Origin of the sequence: Saccharibacillus qingshengii, assembly GCF_013185195.1 — a bacterium.
GTDB classification, from domain to species: Bacteria; Bacillota; Bacilli; order Paenibacillales; family Paenibacillaceae; genus Saccharibacillus; species Saccharibacillus qingshengii.
Genome location: NZ_JAAZWC010000014.1, coordinates 47,449 through 64,550, shown reverse-complemented (window position 1 = coordinate 64,550; position 17,102 = coordinate 47,449). Strand labels below are relative to the sequence as shown.

The 17,102-nt window shown below is 57.0% G+C and carries 15 protein-coding genes and 1 riboswitch; of the genes, 2 read left to right on the top strand and 13 right to left on the bottom strand.

Annotation, left to right across the window (positions count from 1 at the left end; genetic code table 11):
- Nucleotides 1-113 precede the first annotated feature (113 nt).
- From wecB to prfA, 13 genes are all read right to left on the bottom strand, one after another.
- Nucleotides 114-1,286 carry a non-hydrolyzing UDP-N-acetylglucosamine 2-epimerase gene (wecB, locus tag HRQ60_RS13465; RefSeq protein WP_172196350.1) on the bottom strand — a complete coding sequence of 391 codons (1,173 nt, stop codon included), beginning with the start codon at nucleotides 1,284-1,286 and terminating at the stop codon, nucleotides 114-116.
- Nucleotides 1,287-1,495: 209 nt separating this feature from the next.
- Nucleotides 1,496-2,125, bottom strand: a complete 630-nt coding sequence (upp, locus tag HRQ60_RS13460; RefSeq protein WP_172196349.1) for a uracil phosphoribosyltransferase — start codon at nucleotides 2,123-2,125, stop codon at nucleotides 1,496-1,498.
- 296 nt (nucleotides 2,126-2,421) lie between these two features.
- Nucleotides 2,422-3,693 (bottom strand): ABC transporter substrate-binding protein, encoded by a 1,272-nt coding sequence (locus HRQ60_RS13455; RefSeq protein WP_172196348.1) that lies wholly within the window; start codon nucleotides 3,691-3,693, stop codon nucleotides 2,422-2,424.
- A 13-nt stretch (nucleotides 3,694-3,706) separates the two neighbouring features.
- Nucleotides 3,707-4,543: a carbohydrate ABC transporter permease gene (locus tag HRQ60_RS13450; RefSeq protein WP_172196347.1), complete on the bottom strand. Its 837-nt coding sequence runs from the start codon at nucleotides 4,541-4,543 to the stop codon at nucleotides 3,707-3,709.
- Nucleotides 4,543-5,424: a carbohydrate ABC transporter permease gene (locus HRQ60_RS13445; protein WP_172196346.1), complete on the bottom strand. Its 882-nt coding sequence runs from the start codon at nucleotides 5,422-5,424 to the stop codon at nucleotides 4,543-4,545. Before HRQ60_RS13445 ends, HRQ60_RS13450 begins: the two co-directional genes overlap by 1 nt.
- A 219-nt stretch (nucleotides 5,425-5,643) precedes the next feature.
- Nucleotides 5,644-6,891 (bottom strand): serine hydroxymethyltransferase, encoded by a 1,248-nt coding sequence (locus HRQ60_RS13440; RefSeq protein WP_172196345.1) that lies wholly within the window; start codon nucleotides 6,889-6,891, stop codon nucleotides 5,644-5,646.
- 155 nt (nucleotides 6,892-7,046) lie between these two features.
- A complete protein-coding gene (locus HRQ60_RS13435; protein WP_172196344.1) occupies nucleotides 7,047-7,637 on the bottom strand; it encodes a TIGR01440 family protein in 591 nt (196 codons plus the stop codon).
- Nucleotides 7,638-7,805: 168 nt separating this feature from the next.
- Nucleotides 7,806-7,888, bottom strand: a riboswitch (ZMP/ZTP riboswitch).
- Between the two features lie 296 nt (nucleotides 7,889-8,184).
- Nucleotides 8,185-8,754: a low molecular weight protein arginine phosphatase gene (locus HRQ60_RS13430; RefSeq protein ID WP_172196343.1), complete on the bottom strand. Its 570-nt coding sequence runs from the start codon at nucleotides 8,752-8,754 to the stop codon at nucleotides 8,185-8,187.
- Between the two features lie 97 nt (nucleotides 8,755-8,851).
- Complete coding sequence (locus HRQ60_RS13425) at nucleotides 8,852-9,943, bottom strand: L-threonylcarbamoyladenylate synthase (RefSeq protein WP_172196400.1); 1,092 nt, start codon at nucleotides 9,941-9,943, stop codon at nucleotides 8,852-8,854.
- 353 nt (nucleotides 9,944-10,296) lie between these two features.
- Nucleotides 10,297-11,553, bottom strand: a complete 1,257-nt coding sequence (locus HRQ60_RS13420; protein WP_172196342.1) for an FtsW/RodA/SpoVE family cell cycle protein — start codon at nucleotides 11,551-11,553, stop codon at nucleotides 10,297-10,299.
- A 105-nt stretch (nucleotides 11,554-11,658) separates the two neighbouring features.
- Nucleotides 11,659-12,900, bottom strand: a complete 1,242-nt coding sequence (locus HRQ60_RS13415) for an FtsW/RodA/SpoVE family cell cycle protein (protein ID WP_172196341.1) — start codon at nucleotides 12,898-12,900, stop codon at nucleotides 11,659-11,661.
- 366 nt (nucleotides 12,901-13,266) lie between these two features.
- Nucleotides 13,267-14,163 carry a peptide chain release factor N(5)-glutamine methyltransferase gene (gene prmC, locus HRQ60_RS13410; RefSeq protein ID WP_172196340.1) on the bottom strand — a complete coding sequence of 299 codons (897 nt, stop codon included), beginning with the start codon at nucleotides 14,161-14,163 and terminating at the stop codon, nucleotides 13,267-13,269.
- 5 nt (nucleotides 14,164-14,168) lie between these two features.
- Nucleotides 14,169-15,239 carry a peptide chain release factor 1 gene (gene prfA, locus HRQ60_RS13405; protein WP_172196339.1) on the bottom strand — a complete coding sequence of 357 codons (1,071 nt, stop codon included), beginning with the start codon at nucleotides 15,237-15,239 and terminating at the stop codon, nucleotides 14,169-14,171.
- Between the two features lie 388 nt (nucleotides 15,240-15,627).
- On the opposite strand from prfA, the gene HRQ60_RS13400 reads away from it, so the two are divergent.
- Together HRQ60_RS13400 and HRQ60_RS13395 are read left to right on the top strand one after the other, a co-directional pair.
- A complete protein-coding gene (locus HRQ60_RS13400) occupies nucleotides 15,628-16,491 on the top strand; it encodes a response regulator (RefSeq protein WP_172196338.1) in 864 nt (287 codons plus the stop codon).
- Nucleotides 16,482-16,943 (top strand): chemotaxis protein CheX, encoded by a 462-nt coding sequence (locus HRQ60_RS13395; RefSeq protein WP_172196337.1) that lies wholly within the window; start codon nucleotides 16,482-16,484, stop codon nucleotides 16,941-16,943. Before HRQ60_RS13400 ends, HRQ60_RS13395 begins: the two co-directional genes overlap by 10 nt.
- The last annotated feature ends 159 nt before the right edge of the window (nucleotides 16,944-17,102 follow it).

The following is a 17,102-nucleotide window of genomic DNA, read 5'->3' as shown; positions in this document are numbered from 1 at the left end:
CGGCCAAGGCCGGCACTGCCGAGAGGCGATGACGATGGTTTGACTTCAGCCAAACGATTTCCGTGAAAGCGTATTAACCGTACAGCTATACTGTATACTGTTTACCCGGTAAATCACAATGCAACTTCGGGACCATTTGTGTCTATTGTGTGAAATTCTTCCGGACGTTCCGTTTTAAATCCGAAACTGTGAAGAATCGCATTGACAATACGTTGCGACGCTTTGCCGTCTCCGTACGGGTTGGCGGCCCGGCTCATGGAGTCGTACAAGACCGAATCGCTAAGCAGAGCTTGAGTCCGTTGATACACCTTCTCTTCTTCCGTTCCCACCAGCTCAAGCGTGCCGGCTTCGATGCCCTCCGGACGTTCCGTCGTATCGCGCAGGACAAGTACAGGTACGCCGAACGAAGGCGCCTCTTCCTGCAGACCGCCGGAGTCGGTAAGGATCAAATGGGTATGCGGATAAAAATTGTGCAGGTCCACGACGTCGAGCGGATCAATCAGCGAAATGCGCGGATGATTGCCGAGGATTTCGTGGGCAGGCTCTTTGACGGCAGGACTCGGATGGACGGGATACACGATCGCTACGTCTTCGAACTCGTCGGCGATCCGCTTAACCGCGCGGAAAATGTTGCGGTGCGGTTCGCCCTGCGACTCGCGGCGGTGGGCCGTCATCAGAATCAGGCGCTTGCCTTTGGCCCAATCGAGCACCGGGTGGGTGTAATCGGGCCGCACGGTATATTGAAACACATCCGTAACCGTGTTGCCTGTGACAAAAACGCTTGACTTTGACTTGTTCTCTCTGGCAAGGTTCCCGCCGGACCATGAGGTCGGCGCAAAATGCAGATCCGCGAGAACGCCGGTCAGCTGGCGGTTCATTTCTTCCGGATACGGCGACAGTTTGTTCCAGGTGCGCAGACCCGCTTCCACGTGGCCGACTTTGATCTGCTGCATGAAGGCCGAGTAGCTCGCCAGGAACGTCGTCAGGGTATCGCCGTGCACAAGCACGATATCCGGATTCGCTTCGCGCAGTACCGGCTCAAGACCCTGCAGGACACGGATCGAAATTTCGTTCAGCGTCTGGCGGTCTTTCATCACGTCCAGATCGTAATCCGGCGTGATCTTGAACACTTCCAGCACCTGGTCCAGCATCTGGCGGTGCTGCGCGGTCACGCAGACGATCGATTCTATCTCTTCCGGGTGCTTCTCCAGCTCAAGAATAAGCGGAGCCATCTTGATCGCTTCCGGGCGCACGCCGAAAATGGTCATGACTTTGATTTTCTTCATCGGTTTGTTTGCTCACCTTTCCGCTCGGTATCCGGCTGTTCGGGCAGCCGGTCCGGTCGCTGCTCAAATGAATTCCTTCATTAAATAAAGCGCTTTTTTAAATACGGAAACCGCACCGATTTTCACGGCCTGCGCGGGAGACGGCCGATAAGGCGTTCCCTGCGAAGCCGGAGACAAGAGCAGTCCGGTGCAATTCGTGTTTCCTGCTTTTACTTGGTGCCGTACAGACGGTCGCCCGCATCGCCGAGACCGGGCACGATGTAACCGTGGTCGTCCAGTCTTTCGTCGAGCGCGGCCACATAGATATCCACGTCCGGATGGGCTTCCTGCACCGCTTTTACGCCTTCGGGCGCCGCGATCAGGTTCATCATTTTGATCTGGGTGCAGCCGCGTTTCTTCAGCACGTCGATCGCCGCGATTGCGGAACCGCCGGTTGCCAGCATCGGATCGATCACGATCAGCTCGCGTTCTTGGACATCCGTCGGCAGCTTGACGTAATACTCGACCGGCTGCAGCGTGTTCGGATCGCGGAACAGACCCACGTGTCCGACTTTTGCGGCAGGCAGAAGTTTCAGCACGCCGTCAAGCATGCCAAGACCCGCGCGCAAGATCGGTACCAGGCCGAGCATACGGCCCGAGATGACTTTGCCCTCGGTTTGCGTAACCGGCGTTTCAACCGGAATCGACTCCAGCGGGATTTCGCGCGTAATTTCGTACGCCATCAGCGTTGCGACTTCGTCGACAAGCTCCCGGAAATCTTTCGTGTTCGTGTTCACATCTCGGATAAAAGTCAGTTTGTGCTGGATCAGCGGATGATCGCAGATCACCAGTTTACTCATAAGGTTCGTCCCTCCGTACAAGGTTAGGCTCCGTCTATCCGGCGCCGGTTTCGGGAAATTCGTCTCGAATTCCGTTTCGGGTGCAGGCTCCCGCGGCACAAGATAGGCCTGGGTGCACCGTAAATCTTGTCCATTATAGCACTCCGGCGCTCCTTGTGCATCCGCATTAAACGGTCCGACACAAAAACGTGTCCTTTTTCCCCACTCCTTCGCTCACGACGCGGCTCCTAGAAAAAGCCCCCGACCGAAAAGATCGGCCGGAGGCGCTGCGCGGAACTTTTTTCAGCCCGGGATTGTTAGCGGACTTTGAGATTGTCGTAGGAAGCCTGAAGGTTGTTCAGCAGCTGTTCCCGCGTATCGCGGCCCGCAATATATGACTGCATCTGATTGGCGTAATCCTGGGGCGTTCCGATCGGCAGCTGCTGGAAGTACCAGTTGAGCGCTTTGCCGTCTTGGATATACGCGATCAGATCGCTGCCCAGCGGTCCGATCTCTTCGGTGTTCGTCTTGATATGGTTGAACGCCGGAATAAACTGGAACTTCTCGGTCAGGAACTGCTGCCCTTCCGGCGTACCGGCCATCCAGTCAAGCAGCTCTTTCGCTTCTTCCTTGACCGGCGAATCTTTGTTGATGACCCAGTAGGTCGGCACGCCCACGAACAGTTTGTCGTTGGCCTGCGCGTCGTCGCTGATCGGCATCGGCATCATGCCCACGTTCAGATCAGGATTGATTCCGTCGAGCGTCGGCTGCACCCAGTTGCCCTGCTGCGTCATCGCCGCTTCGCCGTTCGCGAACGTGGACATCTGCGTATTGTAGTCCGTCGTCAGCGGATTGGCATTGCCGTATTTGAGCGTCAGATCCAGCAGATCCAGCCAGCCGTCGAAAATCTTGTTGTTCACGATATCCGCGCTGCCTTCGTCGAGCTTGGTCATGAACGCTTCGGGATCGTCCTGCCGGGCAAAAGGAACGTTCACGTTATGGTTGCCGAGTACCCACCACTCCGCGTACGCATTGACGAACGGTGTATAGCCGGCGTCTTTGATCTTTTTTGCCGCGTCTTCAAGTTCGCTCAGCGTTTTCGGAATTTCCGTCACGCCCGCTTCCTTGAAAATATCTTTGTTGTACAGGAAACCGTAGCCCTCGTAGTTCAGGGGAAATCCGTACAGTTTGCCTTCTGCGCTCATCGGGTCTTTGGACACCTGATCCATATGGGCGACCCAGGGCTGATCCGACAGGTCTTCCAGATACTCCAGCCACAGATCGCGCTCCTGGAAGCCGCTGATCGTGAAGATGTCGGGTTGGGCCCCTGCGGAAAAACGCGATTTGAGCGAGGCCGCGTAATCCGTGCCGCCGCCGACCGACTGGATATTCAATGTCACGCCGGGATGCGACTTCTCGTACACCTGTTTCATTTCCTGCAGCTGATCCGAGATTTCGACTTTGCCCTGATAGATATTGATTGTTTTGCTTCCGGCTTCGCCGGCGCTGCCGCCCTGCGTACATCCGGAAAGCGCGGCTGTCACGGCCAGGGCGAGAGCGGGCAGAAGCATGCGTTTTTTGCTCGACATTGTATTCTCCCCCTTACCCTTTCACGGCGCCGGCCGCAATGCCGGACACGATGTATTTTTGCATAGCCAGGAAAAAGACGATGACCGGAGCGATCCCGAGCACAAGAGCCGGAAGCGCCAGGTCCCACTGCTTGGTATATTGACCGAACAGCATGTAGGTGGCAATCGGAATGGTCTGGAGATGTTCGCTCGTCAGGATCAGGGAAGGCAGCAGGTAATCGTTCCAGATCCAGAGCGTGTTCAAGATAATGACCGTCACGTACATGGGGCGCATCATCGGATAGACGATCCGGAAAAAGACGCCGTATGTGCCGGAGCCGTCTACCCGCGCCGCCTGTTCGATTTCCAGCGGGATCGCCTTCATGCTGCCGTGGAACAGGAAGACCGACAGCGGGGCTCCGAAACCGATGTAGCAGACGATAAGTCCCCACAGGCTGTCGCTGAGTCCGAACCGGCTCGTGATGTCCGTCAGCGGAAGCATGATCGACTGGAACGGAATGACCATCGCCGCGACGAACACGCCGAACAGAATCCGGTTGAACATCGAAGGCCGGCGCACCATTTGGTAAGCGGCCATCGAACTGAGCAGGACGAGCAGCAGATTGCTGACCACGGTGATGATAAGCGAGTTTTTGAATGCCGACGGGAAATGGATCGCTTCCCAGCCTGCTTTGTAGTTCTCCCACTGCAGGGCGCCTGGCAGAGCCGCGGCATCGGACAGAATCTCCCCGAACGTCTTGAGCGAGTTCGACAGCAGGAAATAAAAAGGAACCAGGAACAGCAGCCCGACGAGTACAAGCAGAATCTCGAGGATCAGCGTCCCTATGCGGTATCTCGATTCTTGTTCCATTACGCTTCAACCTCCCTGCTCTTGGTAGCCCGTACCTGAATGGCCGTGATGATCGCAACGATGACGAAGAAGATGACCGCTTTGGCGGTACCAAGGCCGAGCCGGCTGTTGGTGAACGCTTCGCGGTAGATGTCGAGCGCCACGGAGCGGGTTGCGTTAAACGGTCCGCCGTTGGTCAGCGCCAGATTCAGGTCGAACATTTTGAACGACCAGGAGATCGTCAGGAACAAGCAGACCGTAACGGCCGGCATGACGAGGGGCACGATAATCTTCCAGAGCACCTGGGTCCGGTTGGCTCCGTCGATTTCGGCCGATTCCAGCACGTCTTTGGAGACGTTGTTCAGCGAAGCGATATAGATGACCATCAGGTAACCGGCATACTGCCAGACGAACACGATCACGATCCCCCAGAAAGCGGTCGGTTCATTGCCCAGCCAGGGAAGGTTGAAAAATCCGATACCCGTCGCTTCTCCGATCGCCGCGAAACCGCGCACAAAAATGAACTGCCAAATAAACCCGAGCAGCAGGCCTCCGATCATGTTCGGCATGAAAAAGACGGTTCGCAGCACATTTTTGCTCTTGAGCGGCTTGGTAAGGAAATACGCCAGGAAGAATCCCAGCAGATTGGTCAGCAGAACGGCCACCACCGTAAAGCGTACCGTAAACCAGAAAGCGTTGCGGAATTCCGGGTCCGCCGTGAAGACATGAACATAATTGCTTAGTCCGACAAATTCCAGATTGCGCGAGACTCCGTTCCAATTGGTCATGGAATAATAGATTCCGAGCAGGAACGGGATCAGGACGATCAGTGCGAAAAAGATCGTCGTGGGTCCCACGAATACGAGCTGCTGGGTCAGCTGCGAAATTTTTTTGCGGCTCAACCGAATTCCCTCCTCTGTCAGCATATTGGTGATTCCCGAGCAATAGAGCAATGACAAACGCACTTTTTATATACCCCGTTTTAACCGCTTTCCTTCAGTTTCGGGCAAGAACCTTAACTCTCTCTCACGGCTTCTATCGATTGAACAAAAGGAAAACGCCAAAAAGCCCCGGCTCGGAAGAGTCGGGGCAGATCGGGCAAAACGCGCCGAACCGCAATCTTAGTACTGCAGATTCGGGTAAAGCGGGAAGCGGTCGGTCAGGTCTTTCACGTCCGCGCTTGCTTTGGACAGGACGGTTTCGTCTTTTGGCGATTTCAACACGGAAGCGATAATGCGTCCGATCGACTTCATCGCGTCTTGGTCCATGCCGCGCGAAGTGGCAGCCGGCGTGCCGATGCGGATCCCGCTCGTGATGAACGGGCTCGTCGTATCGAAAGGAATCGCGTTCTTGTTGACCGTGATGCCGACGGAGTCGAGCACATGCTCGGCTTCTTTGCCGGTAATGCCTACGCCGCGCGTGTCGATCAGCATCAGATGGTTGTCGGTACCGCCCGACACGATCTCCAGGCCTTCCGCGACCAGGGTCTCGGCCAATACGCGGGCGTTGTCGATCACGTTCTGCGCGTACACTTTGAACGAAGGGTCAAGCGCTTCGCCGAACGCGACGGCTTTGGAAGCGATCACGTGCATGAGCGGTCCGCCCTGCGTGCCCGGGAACATCGCTTTGTCGATCGCCTGCGCCCAAGGTTTCTTGCACAGGATCATGCCGCCGCGCGGTCCGCGCAGCGTCTTGTGCGTCGTAGTCGTCACGAAGTGGGCATGAGGAACCGGCGACGGGTGCAGGCCTGCAGCCACAAGGCCCGCGATATGCGCCATGTCGACCATGAACAGCGCGCCGACGTCGTTCGCGATCGAAGCCATCGCTTCGAAGTCGATCGTACGCGGATAAGCGCTTGCGCCGGCTACGAGCATGCGGGGGCGGTGCTTGAACGCCGCTTTGCGCACTTCGTCGTAGTCGATACGGAAGTTGTCTTCGCGTACGCCGTACGCCACGAAGTTGTACAGAATACCCGAAGCGTTAACCGGGCTGCCGTGCGTCAGGTGACCGCCGTGGGCCAGGTTCATGCCGAGAACGGTGTCGCCCGCTTTGAGCGCGGCCAGATAGACGCCGAGGTTCGCCTGTGCGCCGGAGTGCGGCTGTACATTGACATGTTCCGCGCCGAACAGTTCTTTGGCACGGTCGCGCGCCAGATCTTCCACGATATCGACATGCTCACAGCCGCCGTAGTAGCGCTTGCCCGGGTAGCCTTCCGCATATTTATTGGTCAGCACCGAGCCCATCGCTTCGATCACCGCTTCGCTGACGATGTTCTCGGATGCGATCAGCTCGATGTTGGCTTTTTGACGGTCCAGTTCGAGTCCCATTGCTTTCAGTACGGCCGGGTCGCTTTTTCTCAAGTTCTCCATGTTTACGTATTCCTCCCTGGGTTTGAAAAGTATCGTCTGTACGGTTCATTGGATCAAATCGGACAAGCTGCTGCTTCCTTCACTGCCGCGCCGCGGCAAAGCCTCTACTTATCTTCCGGGCAGGCTCTGCACCGAACCTGCCCGGTTTACTGCTGTTATTCGCAAAAAGTCGAATCCGCTTCCTCCGGAATCCGGTACATCGCCCGTTCTCCGCCGATGAGCGGCGGACGGGTCAGCGCGGCATTGACGCGGGCTTCGCCGATCTGCCGCACGGACAAGCGCAGCGGAACCGCTACCCGCCGCAGATGCATCCCGATCAGCGTCTCGCCGATATCGATTCCGGCATGAGCCTCGATCGTCTCGGCCAAAGCCGGTTCGGCCATGGCGCGGTAAGCGGCGGAAGCCATCGAACCGCCGGCTTTGGGCACCGGAACCGCCGAGACTTCGCGCAGATTGAGACGTTCAAGCACCGGGCGTTCCAAGACAAGCGCCCGATTCAAATGTTCGCAGCATTGATAGGCGACGTCGAAGCCGAACTCGGCCTGCACCGCACCGATCCCTTCAAGCAGCGACTGCGCCACATCCAGCGCTCCGGAAGTTCCGATATGACGTCCGGCTACTTCGCTGGTACTCGTGCCGACAACCAATATTCGGCCCGGCTTGAGTCCTGCCGTCTGTGCCAATTCCCGGACCGCAAGCTCCGCTTGTTCCCGGATCGTATCTCCGCTTGTTTGTTTCTTCTCCATGCTTCCACTCCTTCGCTGTCGCATTCGCCGTCAAACCGGACGCAGGTGTGTCCGGCATTTCTCTACCGATCATAACGCCGAATGGAAACAAAGGAAAGCCGCCGTGCAGGTGAAACCCGCTGTCAAAAAAACAAAAAGAGCGACCTCGCGTAAAAAACACGCGAAGCTGCTCTTTGCCCAGGCGACCGGCCGATAACTCCGGTGCTCCATCGTGGTTGAACCCACATTTGTCGCCAGTTACACCGGATCTGTAATTTAAGTTCATCATAAGGGAACAACCGGCAAAAATCAACTTAAAAATCGAGGAAAACCCGGACAAAAACCGGGGGAGGCCGTTTGGCGTTCGGAAGAGAGCAGCGGAAGAGACTGAAGAGATCAAGCAGCCGATTGAAGGACTTGTAATCGCTGCAGCCCCGTTTCCAAAAACCAAAGAACCCTCAAATAGCGTGACGAGGGTTCGTTAGGCGTCTTTCTATTGCGTCAGGAAGCAGGAAGCTTCGTTCAAGCGTATTGAAACGTACCGGAGTCCGTCTGATATCGTCGAGTCTCAAAGCTTGTCGAGCAGCCGGTCCAGCGCGGTACGGATTTCGGCAGCCGTCGACTCGTAATCGTCGCGCGAGCCGCCGAAAGGATCGGAAATGTCGAACAGCGGAATACGCTGCCGCAGTTCGATCATTCGCTGCAGCGCCGCCGGTTCGGGTTCTTCGCCCAGGGCACGCGACAATTCGGAAGCCGCGGTCAGGCTGTCGAACTCCTCAAGGTCCCCGAGTACGTTCGGATCGTCTTCCACATATTCCTTGAGCGTGTAGGTCCGTTCGTAAGCGGACGGAAAGTGCCGCAGCACATGGCTCTTATGCGATCCGGTGAGCGTAAGGATCAGATCCGCCCACTCGACCAACTGCGCATCAAGCGGCGAAGACGTCAATCGATCGGCGATGCGGTGATCGCGCAGCACCGCTTCCGCATGGCGGGACATCGGTACGCCCCGGGAAGCGGATACGCCCGCGGAGCGAACCTCTACTTCCACACCGCGCTGGCGCGCCATCTGCCGCAGCAGCGCCTCCGCCATCGGACTGCGGCAGGTATTGCCGGTACATACGAATAATATGCGTTTCAAGCGAACCGTCTCCTTTACCCGAAAATGAAAATACCGATTTGGATTGGGGGCAAACAGCAGCCGGGCAGTCTTCGGGCAGCGGACAGACCCTCCGGGGTTAGACCCGGTGAATCCGCCCGCCCGCCGCTTTGCTCAGCCGGTTCATCACGGCCGAACCGATCCCCTGTTCGCTGCAGCCTTCGGCCAGCATGTACGTGGTGCCTTCTTCGTCAAAACGCCGCAGCGCCGCGTACAACCGCGAAGCCGCCTGCCGCAGATCGAGCAGGCTGCCGAGCGGCAGCGCGACGTCCGCCAGGTCGCGGTAAGACTCCAGGTGCTCGTCGAACGCGAGCACCCCGGTCTTCTCGCCGCGCTCCCGGGCGGCGGCAAGCCGTTCGCGGATCTCGTCCGCGGCCGCTTCTTCGGCGCCCAGCACCACTTCGAGCCGGCCGCTTGGCGCGTAGTGCGTGTACTTCATGCCCGGCGAACGGGGCGCTTCTCCCGGCGGCCCGGCTTCGCCGCGGGCCGCCAAGACCTGCCCCGCGGCCGCAGCCGCCGCGGGATCCACATCCGCGGTATCATCCGCGGATACGGCGCGAACTTCCGCGCCGAGTACCCGGCCGATATCCTCGGCCGGAATGCCGCCCGGGCGCAGCACGGTCGCACCGCCTGCGGCGTTCGTCCGCACGACGGTCGACTCGACGCCCACGCCGGACGGCCCTCCATCGACAATTCCGTCGATGAGGCCGTCCAGATCCTCCCGCACGTGGCCGGCGAGAGTCGGACTCGGGCGTCCCGAACGATTCGCGCTCGGCGCCGCGAGCGGACAGCCCGACGCGCGGATCAGCGCCAGGGCGATGCCGTGATCCGGCATCCGAACCGCAACCGTATCGAGTCCCGCCGTCACTCTCGGCGACAAAGCCCCTGGCCGAACCGGCAGAACCAGCGTCAGCGCTCCCGGCCAGAACGCATCCATCAGCTTCCGGTCCGCCTCGGTGACTTCGAGCACCAGAGCATCGAGCTCGACGCGATCGGCAATATGCACGATCAGCGGATTGTCCGACGGGCGGCCTTTGGCGGCGAAGATGCCTTCGACCGCAGGCGTACTGCGGGCATCCGCTCCGAGCCCGTACACCGTTTCGGTCGGAAACGCGACCTGCGCGCCTCCGGCCAGCAGTGCAGCGGCTTCGCGAATGGATGCGTCCTCCATCCACAGCAGCGAAGCGGCCTGAGCGTCCTCCCGGGAAAGACTCTCCCCGCGAGCCGTATCCCCGCCTCCGGACAGAGCGACCTGTGCGGTCGACGGGGCGGAAGGTTGCGATCCGACCGGCTCGCCGCTGCCTTGCAGACGGACCCCGCCGGATTCCGAACCCTGTTCTTCTGTCCGATTGTTCCCCGTGGAACCCTGCGGCCCGACGGTCCAGATTCGGGTTCGTCCTTGTCCTTCAAGACCTGCGTTCATGTTTTAACCTCTTTCCTCCGCTTGAATCACTTTCCCGGAAGCGGCAGAAGACCGGCACCTTTCGGAGACGGCCTTCGCATACTCCGGAATCTTGGCCGGAATTATTCTTTTTCGCCGCGGGCGGCACCCGTACGTCCGAACCCGAGGGATGGAAGCTTGAATCGGCGGCCGCTTTTTTTGTCGGCTTCGTCCAGATGGTCGGTTCGCAGCGTATTGTCCAACCGGATCGTTTCCTGATTGTGGACATGGATACTCATGACGATACCCATACAAGCCATATTGATCAGTAGGGAGGTTCCTCCGTAGCTAATAAACGGCAGGGTAATCCCCGTGATCGGCATCAAGCCGATATTCATCCCCACGTTCTCGAAAATCTGGTACAGGAACATGGCGACGATCCCGACGATGATAAAAGGTCCCGCACGGTCCCGGCACTCCAGCGCGATCACGATCATCCGGTGGATGAGAATGAAATACAGCAGCAGCAGAAAAGCCATCCCGATAAATCCGAATTCCTCGCCCACGACGGTAATGATGGAATCGGCGTAGGTATACGGCACTTTTTGCGACAATTCGCCGTTCATATACCCTTTGCCCAACATGCCTCCGCTGGCGATCGCTTCGAGCGCATTTTTGGCATGATAATCGTCTTTGGCCGCGCCCGGCAGCAGGATCGGATCCAACCGGGTCAAATAGTGGTTTTGTTCCGGCATATTATCCTTCATGAAGTTCACGATATCCGCATGGAAGGTCCGATACGCGGTCACTCCTCCGTAGAGCAGTCCGCCGGCCAGCACAATAAAGATCAGCGCATGCGTGTATTTTATATTCCCGATCCACAGCAGCGCAGCTACGATAATCGCGTAGCAAAGCGCGTTGCCCAGGTCGTTCTGCGCGATAACGATCAGGAACGGCAGCAGCACCACGAGACCGACAGGCACAACGTCTTTCCAAAACCGCAGTTTATCGCGCTGTTTGCGGACCAGGAACGCGCCGATGCCGATAATAAGGATCAGCTTGAACACCTCGGCGGGCTGTACGCTTACCCCGACATTGATCCAGCCTCTTGCTCCGTTGATCACGACGCCAAGCGGCGACCAGACCAGCATCAGCATCCCGATTCCGACGATATACAAATACAAAGCGTATTTGACCAGCAGCCGGTAATTGAAAAAAGTCATCCCTACGACCAGAATAAATCCGAGCACGTAGTAAGGAATCATTTTCATGGCCGAATTCACAATTTTCGTATCCGACGAATCGATCACTGCGCTGTGTATGACCGCAATCGAAATTCCCGCGAACATCAGCAAAATGGTGATAATCGTCCAGTCGATATTTTTGATCTTGCCCAGCATCGCCGCAGCCTCCCCGGTAATACGCGCAGTGCCGCCGCGTATCGGTAGATTTCCAAATCGATCAGCGTCCCGCCCATCATCGGAGATGTTCCCCGCGCTTTGGCGTTACGCTTTGCCTGAACGGCCCATGCGCGACAAAGCCGCTCCGATCCCTCCGTCATTGCTCGCGCCTTTGACATCGGCAAATTCCTCTTTGACGACATCTTCTTTGGTACAGGCCCGGATGCTCATTACGACGCCGATACTCGCCATATTGATCAGCAGCGACGTGCCGCCGTAGCTGATAAAGGGCAGCGTGATCCCGGTCAGCGGCATCAAACCGATAAACATACCGATATTCTCGAAGATCTGATACATGAACATCGCCACGATGCCTACAATGATATAAGAGCCTGCCCTGTCCCTGCATTCCAGCGCAATCACGATCATCCGGTGGATCATGATAAAATACAGCACGAGCAGCAGCGAGATGCCGACGAATCCGAACTCCTCGCCGATCACGACAATGATCGAATCCGAATACGTATACGGAATCAGCGAACCGGTCGGATTCTGCACCATTTCTCCCTGTTTGAAGCCCTGGCCGATCATCCCGCCGCCCGCGATCGCGTACTTGCCGTTCTTGGTCTGCCACGAAGCGTCGCGGCTTGCTTCTTCCGGCATCAGCCACGGATCGATCCGGTCCAGCCAGTGGCCCCGATCCAGCGTATTCTTCATAAAGTCCGACACCTGGTCATGGTAAGTCACATAAGCTTTGATTCCGCCGAACAGCAGTCCCGCGCCCAGTACGAGAATAAGGAACGCATGCAGAAACTTCAGGTTGCCGATCCAGAGCAGACCCAGCAGAATCAGCACATAACTGAGCGCATTCCCCAAGTCGTTCTGCATCATCACGAGGGCAAACGGCACAAAAGCGACGATCCCGATCGGGATGACATCCGCGAAAAACCCCAGTTTGTTTTTGTTTTTGCGCGCCAGCAGCGAAGCGATCGTGATCACGAGCGCCAGCTTGAACAGCTCTGCCGGCTGCATGCCGATCGGACCGAGCTTCAGCCAGCCTTGTGCGCCGTTTTGCGTCTGTCCGAGCGGGGTCAGTGTCAGCAGAAGCAGCAGCAGGCCTCCGCCGTACACGACCCAGAAATACTTGGTGTAGAGCCGGTAATCGACCAGCGTCATCAAGAAGACCACGCCAAACCCGAGAATGTAGTAAAAGATCATCTGCGTATCCAGACCCCTGAACTTGTCGCTGTTGGCGACCGCGCTGTGCACAACGGGAATACAGATGCCCATCATCATCAGAAGAATCGTAATCAGGGTCCAGTCGGTGTGTTTCCATTTCGTCAGCATGCTGTACGTTTCCTCCGAGAAGCCTGTTCAAGGCCGGTTATTCCCTCTTGCCGCGTATGCTTGCACACGTGCCGCCCCGCGGGCTGCGGCGCAGCTCCGCCGGCTTTCTCCGGGTTGCCCGTCGAACGGGCCCTGCTCCCCCTGCCGGACATGGCCGGAGAACGGCGGTTCCGGCAGCGGGCTTCGTGTATATATTGTAGGGCATAATAAGCCCCTTGTCATGTCGACGACAAGCGGCGCATCCATCCCTGCGAACGCGTCAAGAAGGCGAGAAGCATCGGCGGCTTCCCGCTTCCGTTCCTCGCCTCCTTGATCGACCGATGTTAACCTGCGGCTGCCCGGCATTTCCCCGGGTCCGAGCCTCCGTCAGACGATTCCGATCACATGCCGGCCGATCCCGGCCAGATCGAACACGGTCTCGACGGAAGTCCAGCTGCCGCGCGCGCGCAGCATACTCTCCACCGCTTCAGCCTGGCCCATGCCAAGCTCGAACGCGATCAGCTTCGGATCGCGCTGCAGCAGATCGAGCTGCTTCATCATTTCGCGGTACGGCCACAGTCCGTCCGGTCCGCCGTCCAGCGCGCCGCGCGGTTCGAAGTCGCGCACTTCCGGCTGAAGTTCCTCGATATCGGCCGCCGGGATATACGGCGGATTCGATACCAGCATATCGAAACTTCGGCCTGCGAACGGTTCAAGCAGACTGCCTTCGCGGAATTCGACGTCCGCGCCGAGCCGCTGGGCATTGCGCTGCGCCACTCCAAGCGCCCCTTCCGAGATATCGCTCGCGGTAACCAGGAGTTCCGGCCGCAGCAGCTTCAAGCTGACGGCAATCGCACCGCTGCCGGTTCCGACATCAAGCACGGAAGGCGATCCTTCCGGCCACAGCGTCTTCGCCCGGGTCAGCACCGCTTCGACAAGCAGCTCCGTTTCCGGCCGCGGAATAAGCACTTCCGGGGTGACCTCGAACGTAAACCCGTAAAACTCCTGATCCCCCAAAATGTACTGCGCCGGCTCGCCGTCGCCTTTGCGGGTGATCGCGTTCTCGCAGCGCTCCCTGAACTCGTACGGGAAAGGCTCGCGCAGCGCCATCACGTACTGTGCGCCCGACATGCCCAGGATTTCCTTAAGCAGCAGCCGCGTATTCTCGTCGGCTTCTTCCACGCCCCGTTCCCGCAAAAAAGAAGAAGCCTCCGCAAAGGCTTCCCGGAGCGTCAAGCCTTCGCGCAAATGAAAGCCGCCCCGGCCCGAACGTACTCTGTTCAACAGATTCAAACTCCCTTTTCGTCGATCAGGTCGGTCTGTTCGGCGATCGTCAGCGCGGATACGATCTCCTGGATATCACCGTTCATGATCTGGTCCAGTTTGTGCATGGTCAGGCCGATGCGGTGGTCGGTAACGCGGCTTTGCGGGAAGTTGTAGGTCCGGATCCGTTCGCTGCGGTCGCCCGTGCCCACTTTGCTTTTGCGTTCGCCGGCATATTTGGCTTCTTCTTCCTGGCGCATCACGTCATAAATCCGGGAACGAAGCACCTGAAGCGCTTTTTCTTTGTTCGAGTTCTGCGATTTGCCGTCCTGGCAGGTCGCCATGATGCCCGTCGGAATATGTGTCACGCGCACGGCGGATTTCGTCGTATTGACGGACTGTCCGCCCGCTCCGCTGGAACAGAACGTATCGACGCGGATGTCTTTGTCGCTGATGATAATATCCACTTCTTCGACTTCCGGCAGCACGGCTACCGTCGAGGTCGACGTATGGATCCGTCCGCCCGATTCGGTGGCCGGGATCCGCTGTACGCGGTGTGCGCCGCTCTCGTACTTCATTTTGCTGTAGGCGCCGCGTCCGTTGATCATGAAGATGACTTCCTTGAAGCCGCCCAGATCGCTTTCGTTCACGTCCATCAGCTCGACTTTCCAGCCCTGCGCGTCCGCGTAGCGGCTGTACATGCGGTACAGATCGGCCGCGAACAGCGCCGCTTCGTCGCCGCCGGCCGCGCCGCGGATCTCGACGATGACATTCTTCTCGTCGTTCGGATCTTTCGGCAGCAGCAGTACGCGGATTTTTTCTTCCAGCTCTTTTTTGCGCGTCGACAATTCGTCGATTTCCATTTTGACCATTTCGCGCATCTCGTCGTCCAGCTTCTCGCCCTGCATTTCTTTGGCGGACTCGAGACCTTCGACAACCAGTTTGTATTCCGAGTAGGCTTCGTAAGACGGCTGAAGATCGGACTGCTCTTTGGAGTAGTCGCGCAGCTTTTTGGAGTCGCTGGCCACGTCCGGGTCGCACAGCAGTTCGCTCAATTTATCGTAACGGTCAACCAATGCCTGCAATTTATCCAACAAGGTGGATCACCTCTTTGTATTAGATTGGAAATTCCGGATTTAAGTCTATTGTGGTTCTGTTTTATTCCCGCTTATACGTACACGCTCGTGAACTTCATCACCCTGTCTTCGTCTTTCGGACCTGCTAAGAAGAAAAAGGTAGAAAAAGAGCCGTTTGCATCGGTGTGCAACGACTCTTTATTATAACACAGGCCTCCAAGCTTGCCTATCGAAACTTCCTCTAAATCTCTTCATTTTCTACTTACATTCTATCCTGCATCTGTCGATATTATACTACATACGCTGGACCTGGCCTAGCTCCGTTTCTTATGGCTGTTGGACACTGGACGAACGGCGTACACTCACTTTACTCAGGCGAAATGTACCACAGGGAGAAAGGAAGGGTCATATGTCAGCTGTAAGAGTCGTAATCGTGGATGATTCACCCTTTTCGATAGCCGTCATTCGCAACATCCTTGAAGAAAATGGATTCGAAGTCGTAGGGGACGCCGGAACCTTGGAAGAAGTCAAAGAGGTAATCGAAGCCACGCAGCCCGCGCTGGTTACGATGGACATGACCCTACCCGGAACAGACGGATTGGAGTGTACGCGCGCCGTTCACGCCATCAATCCGAATATCAAAGTGATCGTGATCAGTTCCATGATGGACGACGAAATCCTCAAGGAAGCCAAAGAAAATCATGTATCCGGCTACATTCAGAAACCTGTAGACGCCGATGAACTGCTTGGCGAGATCCAGCGGGTCATGGCTTTCAATGAAATGTTCCAGGAACTGGAAGAAGCTTACTTCGAAGTGTTCAAGGAAACGTTCAAAGACGGACTGAACCGCATGACCAAGACCCTTCTCACCTACACCGGCGAACAGGAACTGGACGAAGATTTCGAATCGCGGGGAATTGCCGTAATCGTAGGAATCATCGGCAAATTCTCGGGCAGACTGATGATCGACCTGAGTAAAGACACGGCCCGTGCGTTGGTCGCGGCCATGATGAAGAAAGAACCGGCCAGCACCAACGAGATTACTGCCGCTCTTGCCGAATATACGAATATCGTGGCGGGCAATGCCTGCTCGATCCTGAACAAGAAAAATAAAGCGTTTGGTTTGCGGCTTGCCCCTCCATCGGTGATGCATGGCGAACACATGCTGATCTCCCAGGCGACGTTCAAGACCATGAGCGCGACCGCGGATACCAACTATGGAGAAATGCTGCTGAATATCGGCTTTAGAAGAGGTGAGGACAAATGGATGTAGCGCACGTTAATCCCTTTATCGATTCGTTTATGAATGTGATGCCGCAGCTCGGGTTTACCGACGTCCGCAAAGGCGGCCTCAGTGTCAAAGGACAGGAGCTCACCTGTTCCGGCGTGATTATCCTCGTCGGGATCGTAGGAACGCTCAAAGGAAATGTCGTGTACCGGATCGATACGGAAAGCGCCAAGAAAATCGCCTCCACCATGATGATGGGAATGGCGGTCGAACAATTAGACGAGATGGCCCGAAGCGCGTTATCCGAGCTGTCCAATATGCTGACTGCTACGGCCGCAACCGGTTTTGCCAACAACGGTATCGCCATCGATATTTCCACTCCAACCCTGCTCTCCGGCGAAAATATCTCGGTCAAAATGAGTTCCAAACAAGTATTGAGCCTGGAAGTGCTGGCCAACGATATTCCGGTCGAAGTGCTGATCTCGTTCGAAAAATAAACCAGCTTCCTTGCCGTACCAAAGCCGCTTTCGTCGTTTGAAACGAAAGCGGCTTTTTGTCGAGCAAACAAAAACGGAGTTCGTCTATCAATTGACAAACGATATGAGGTAATGTTTATATTTATATAGACAAACTGCATTTATATCTAGCCTAGACCA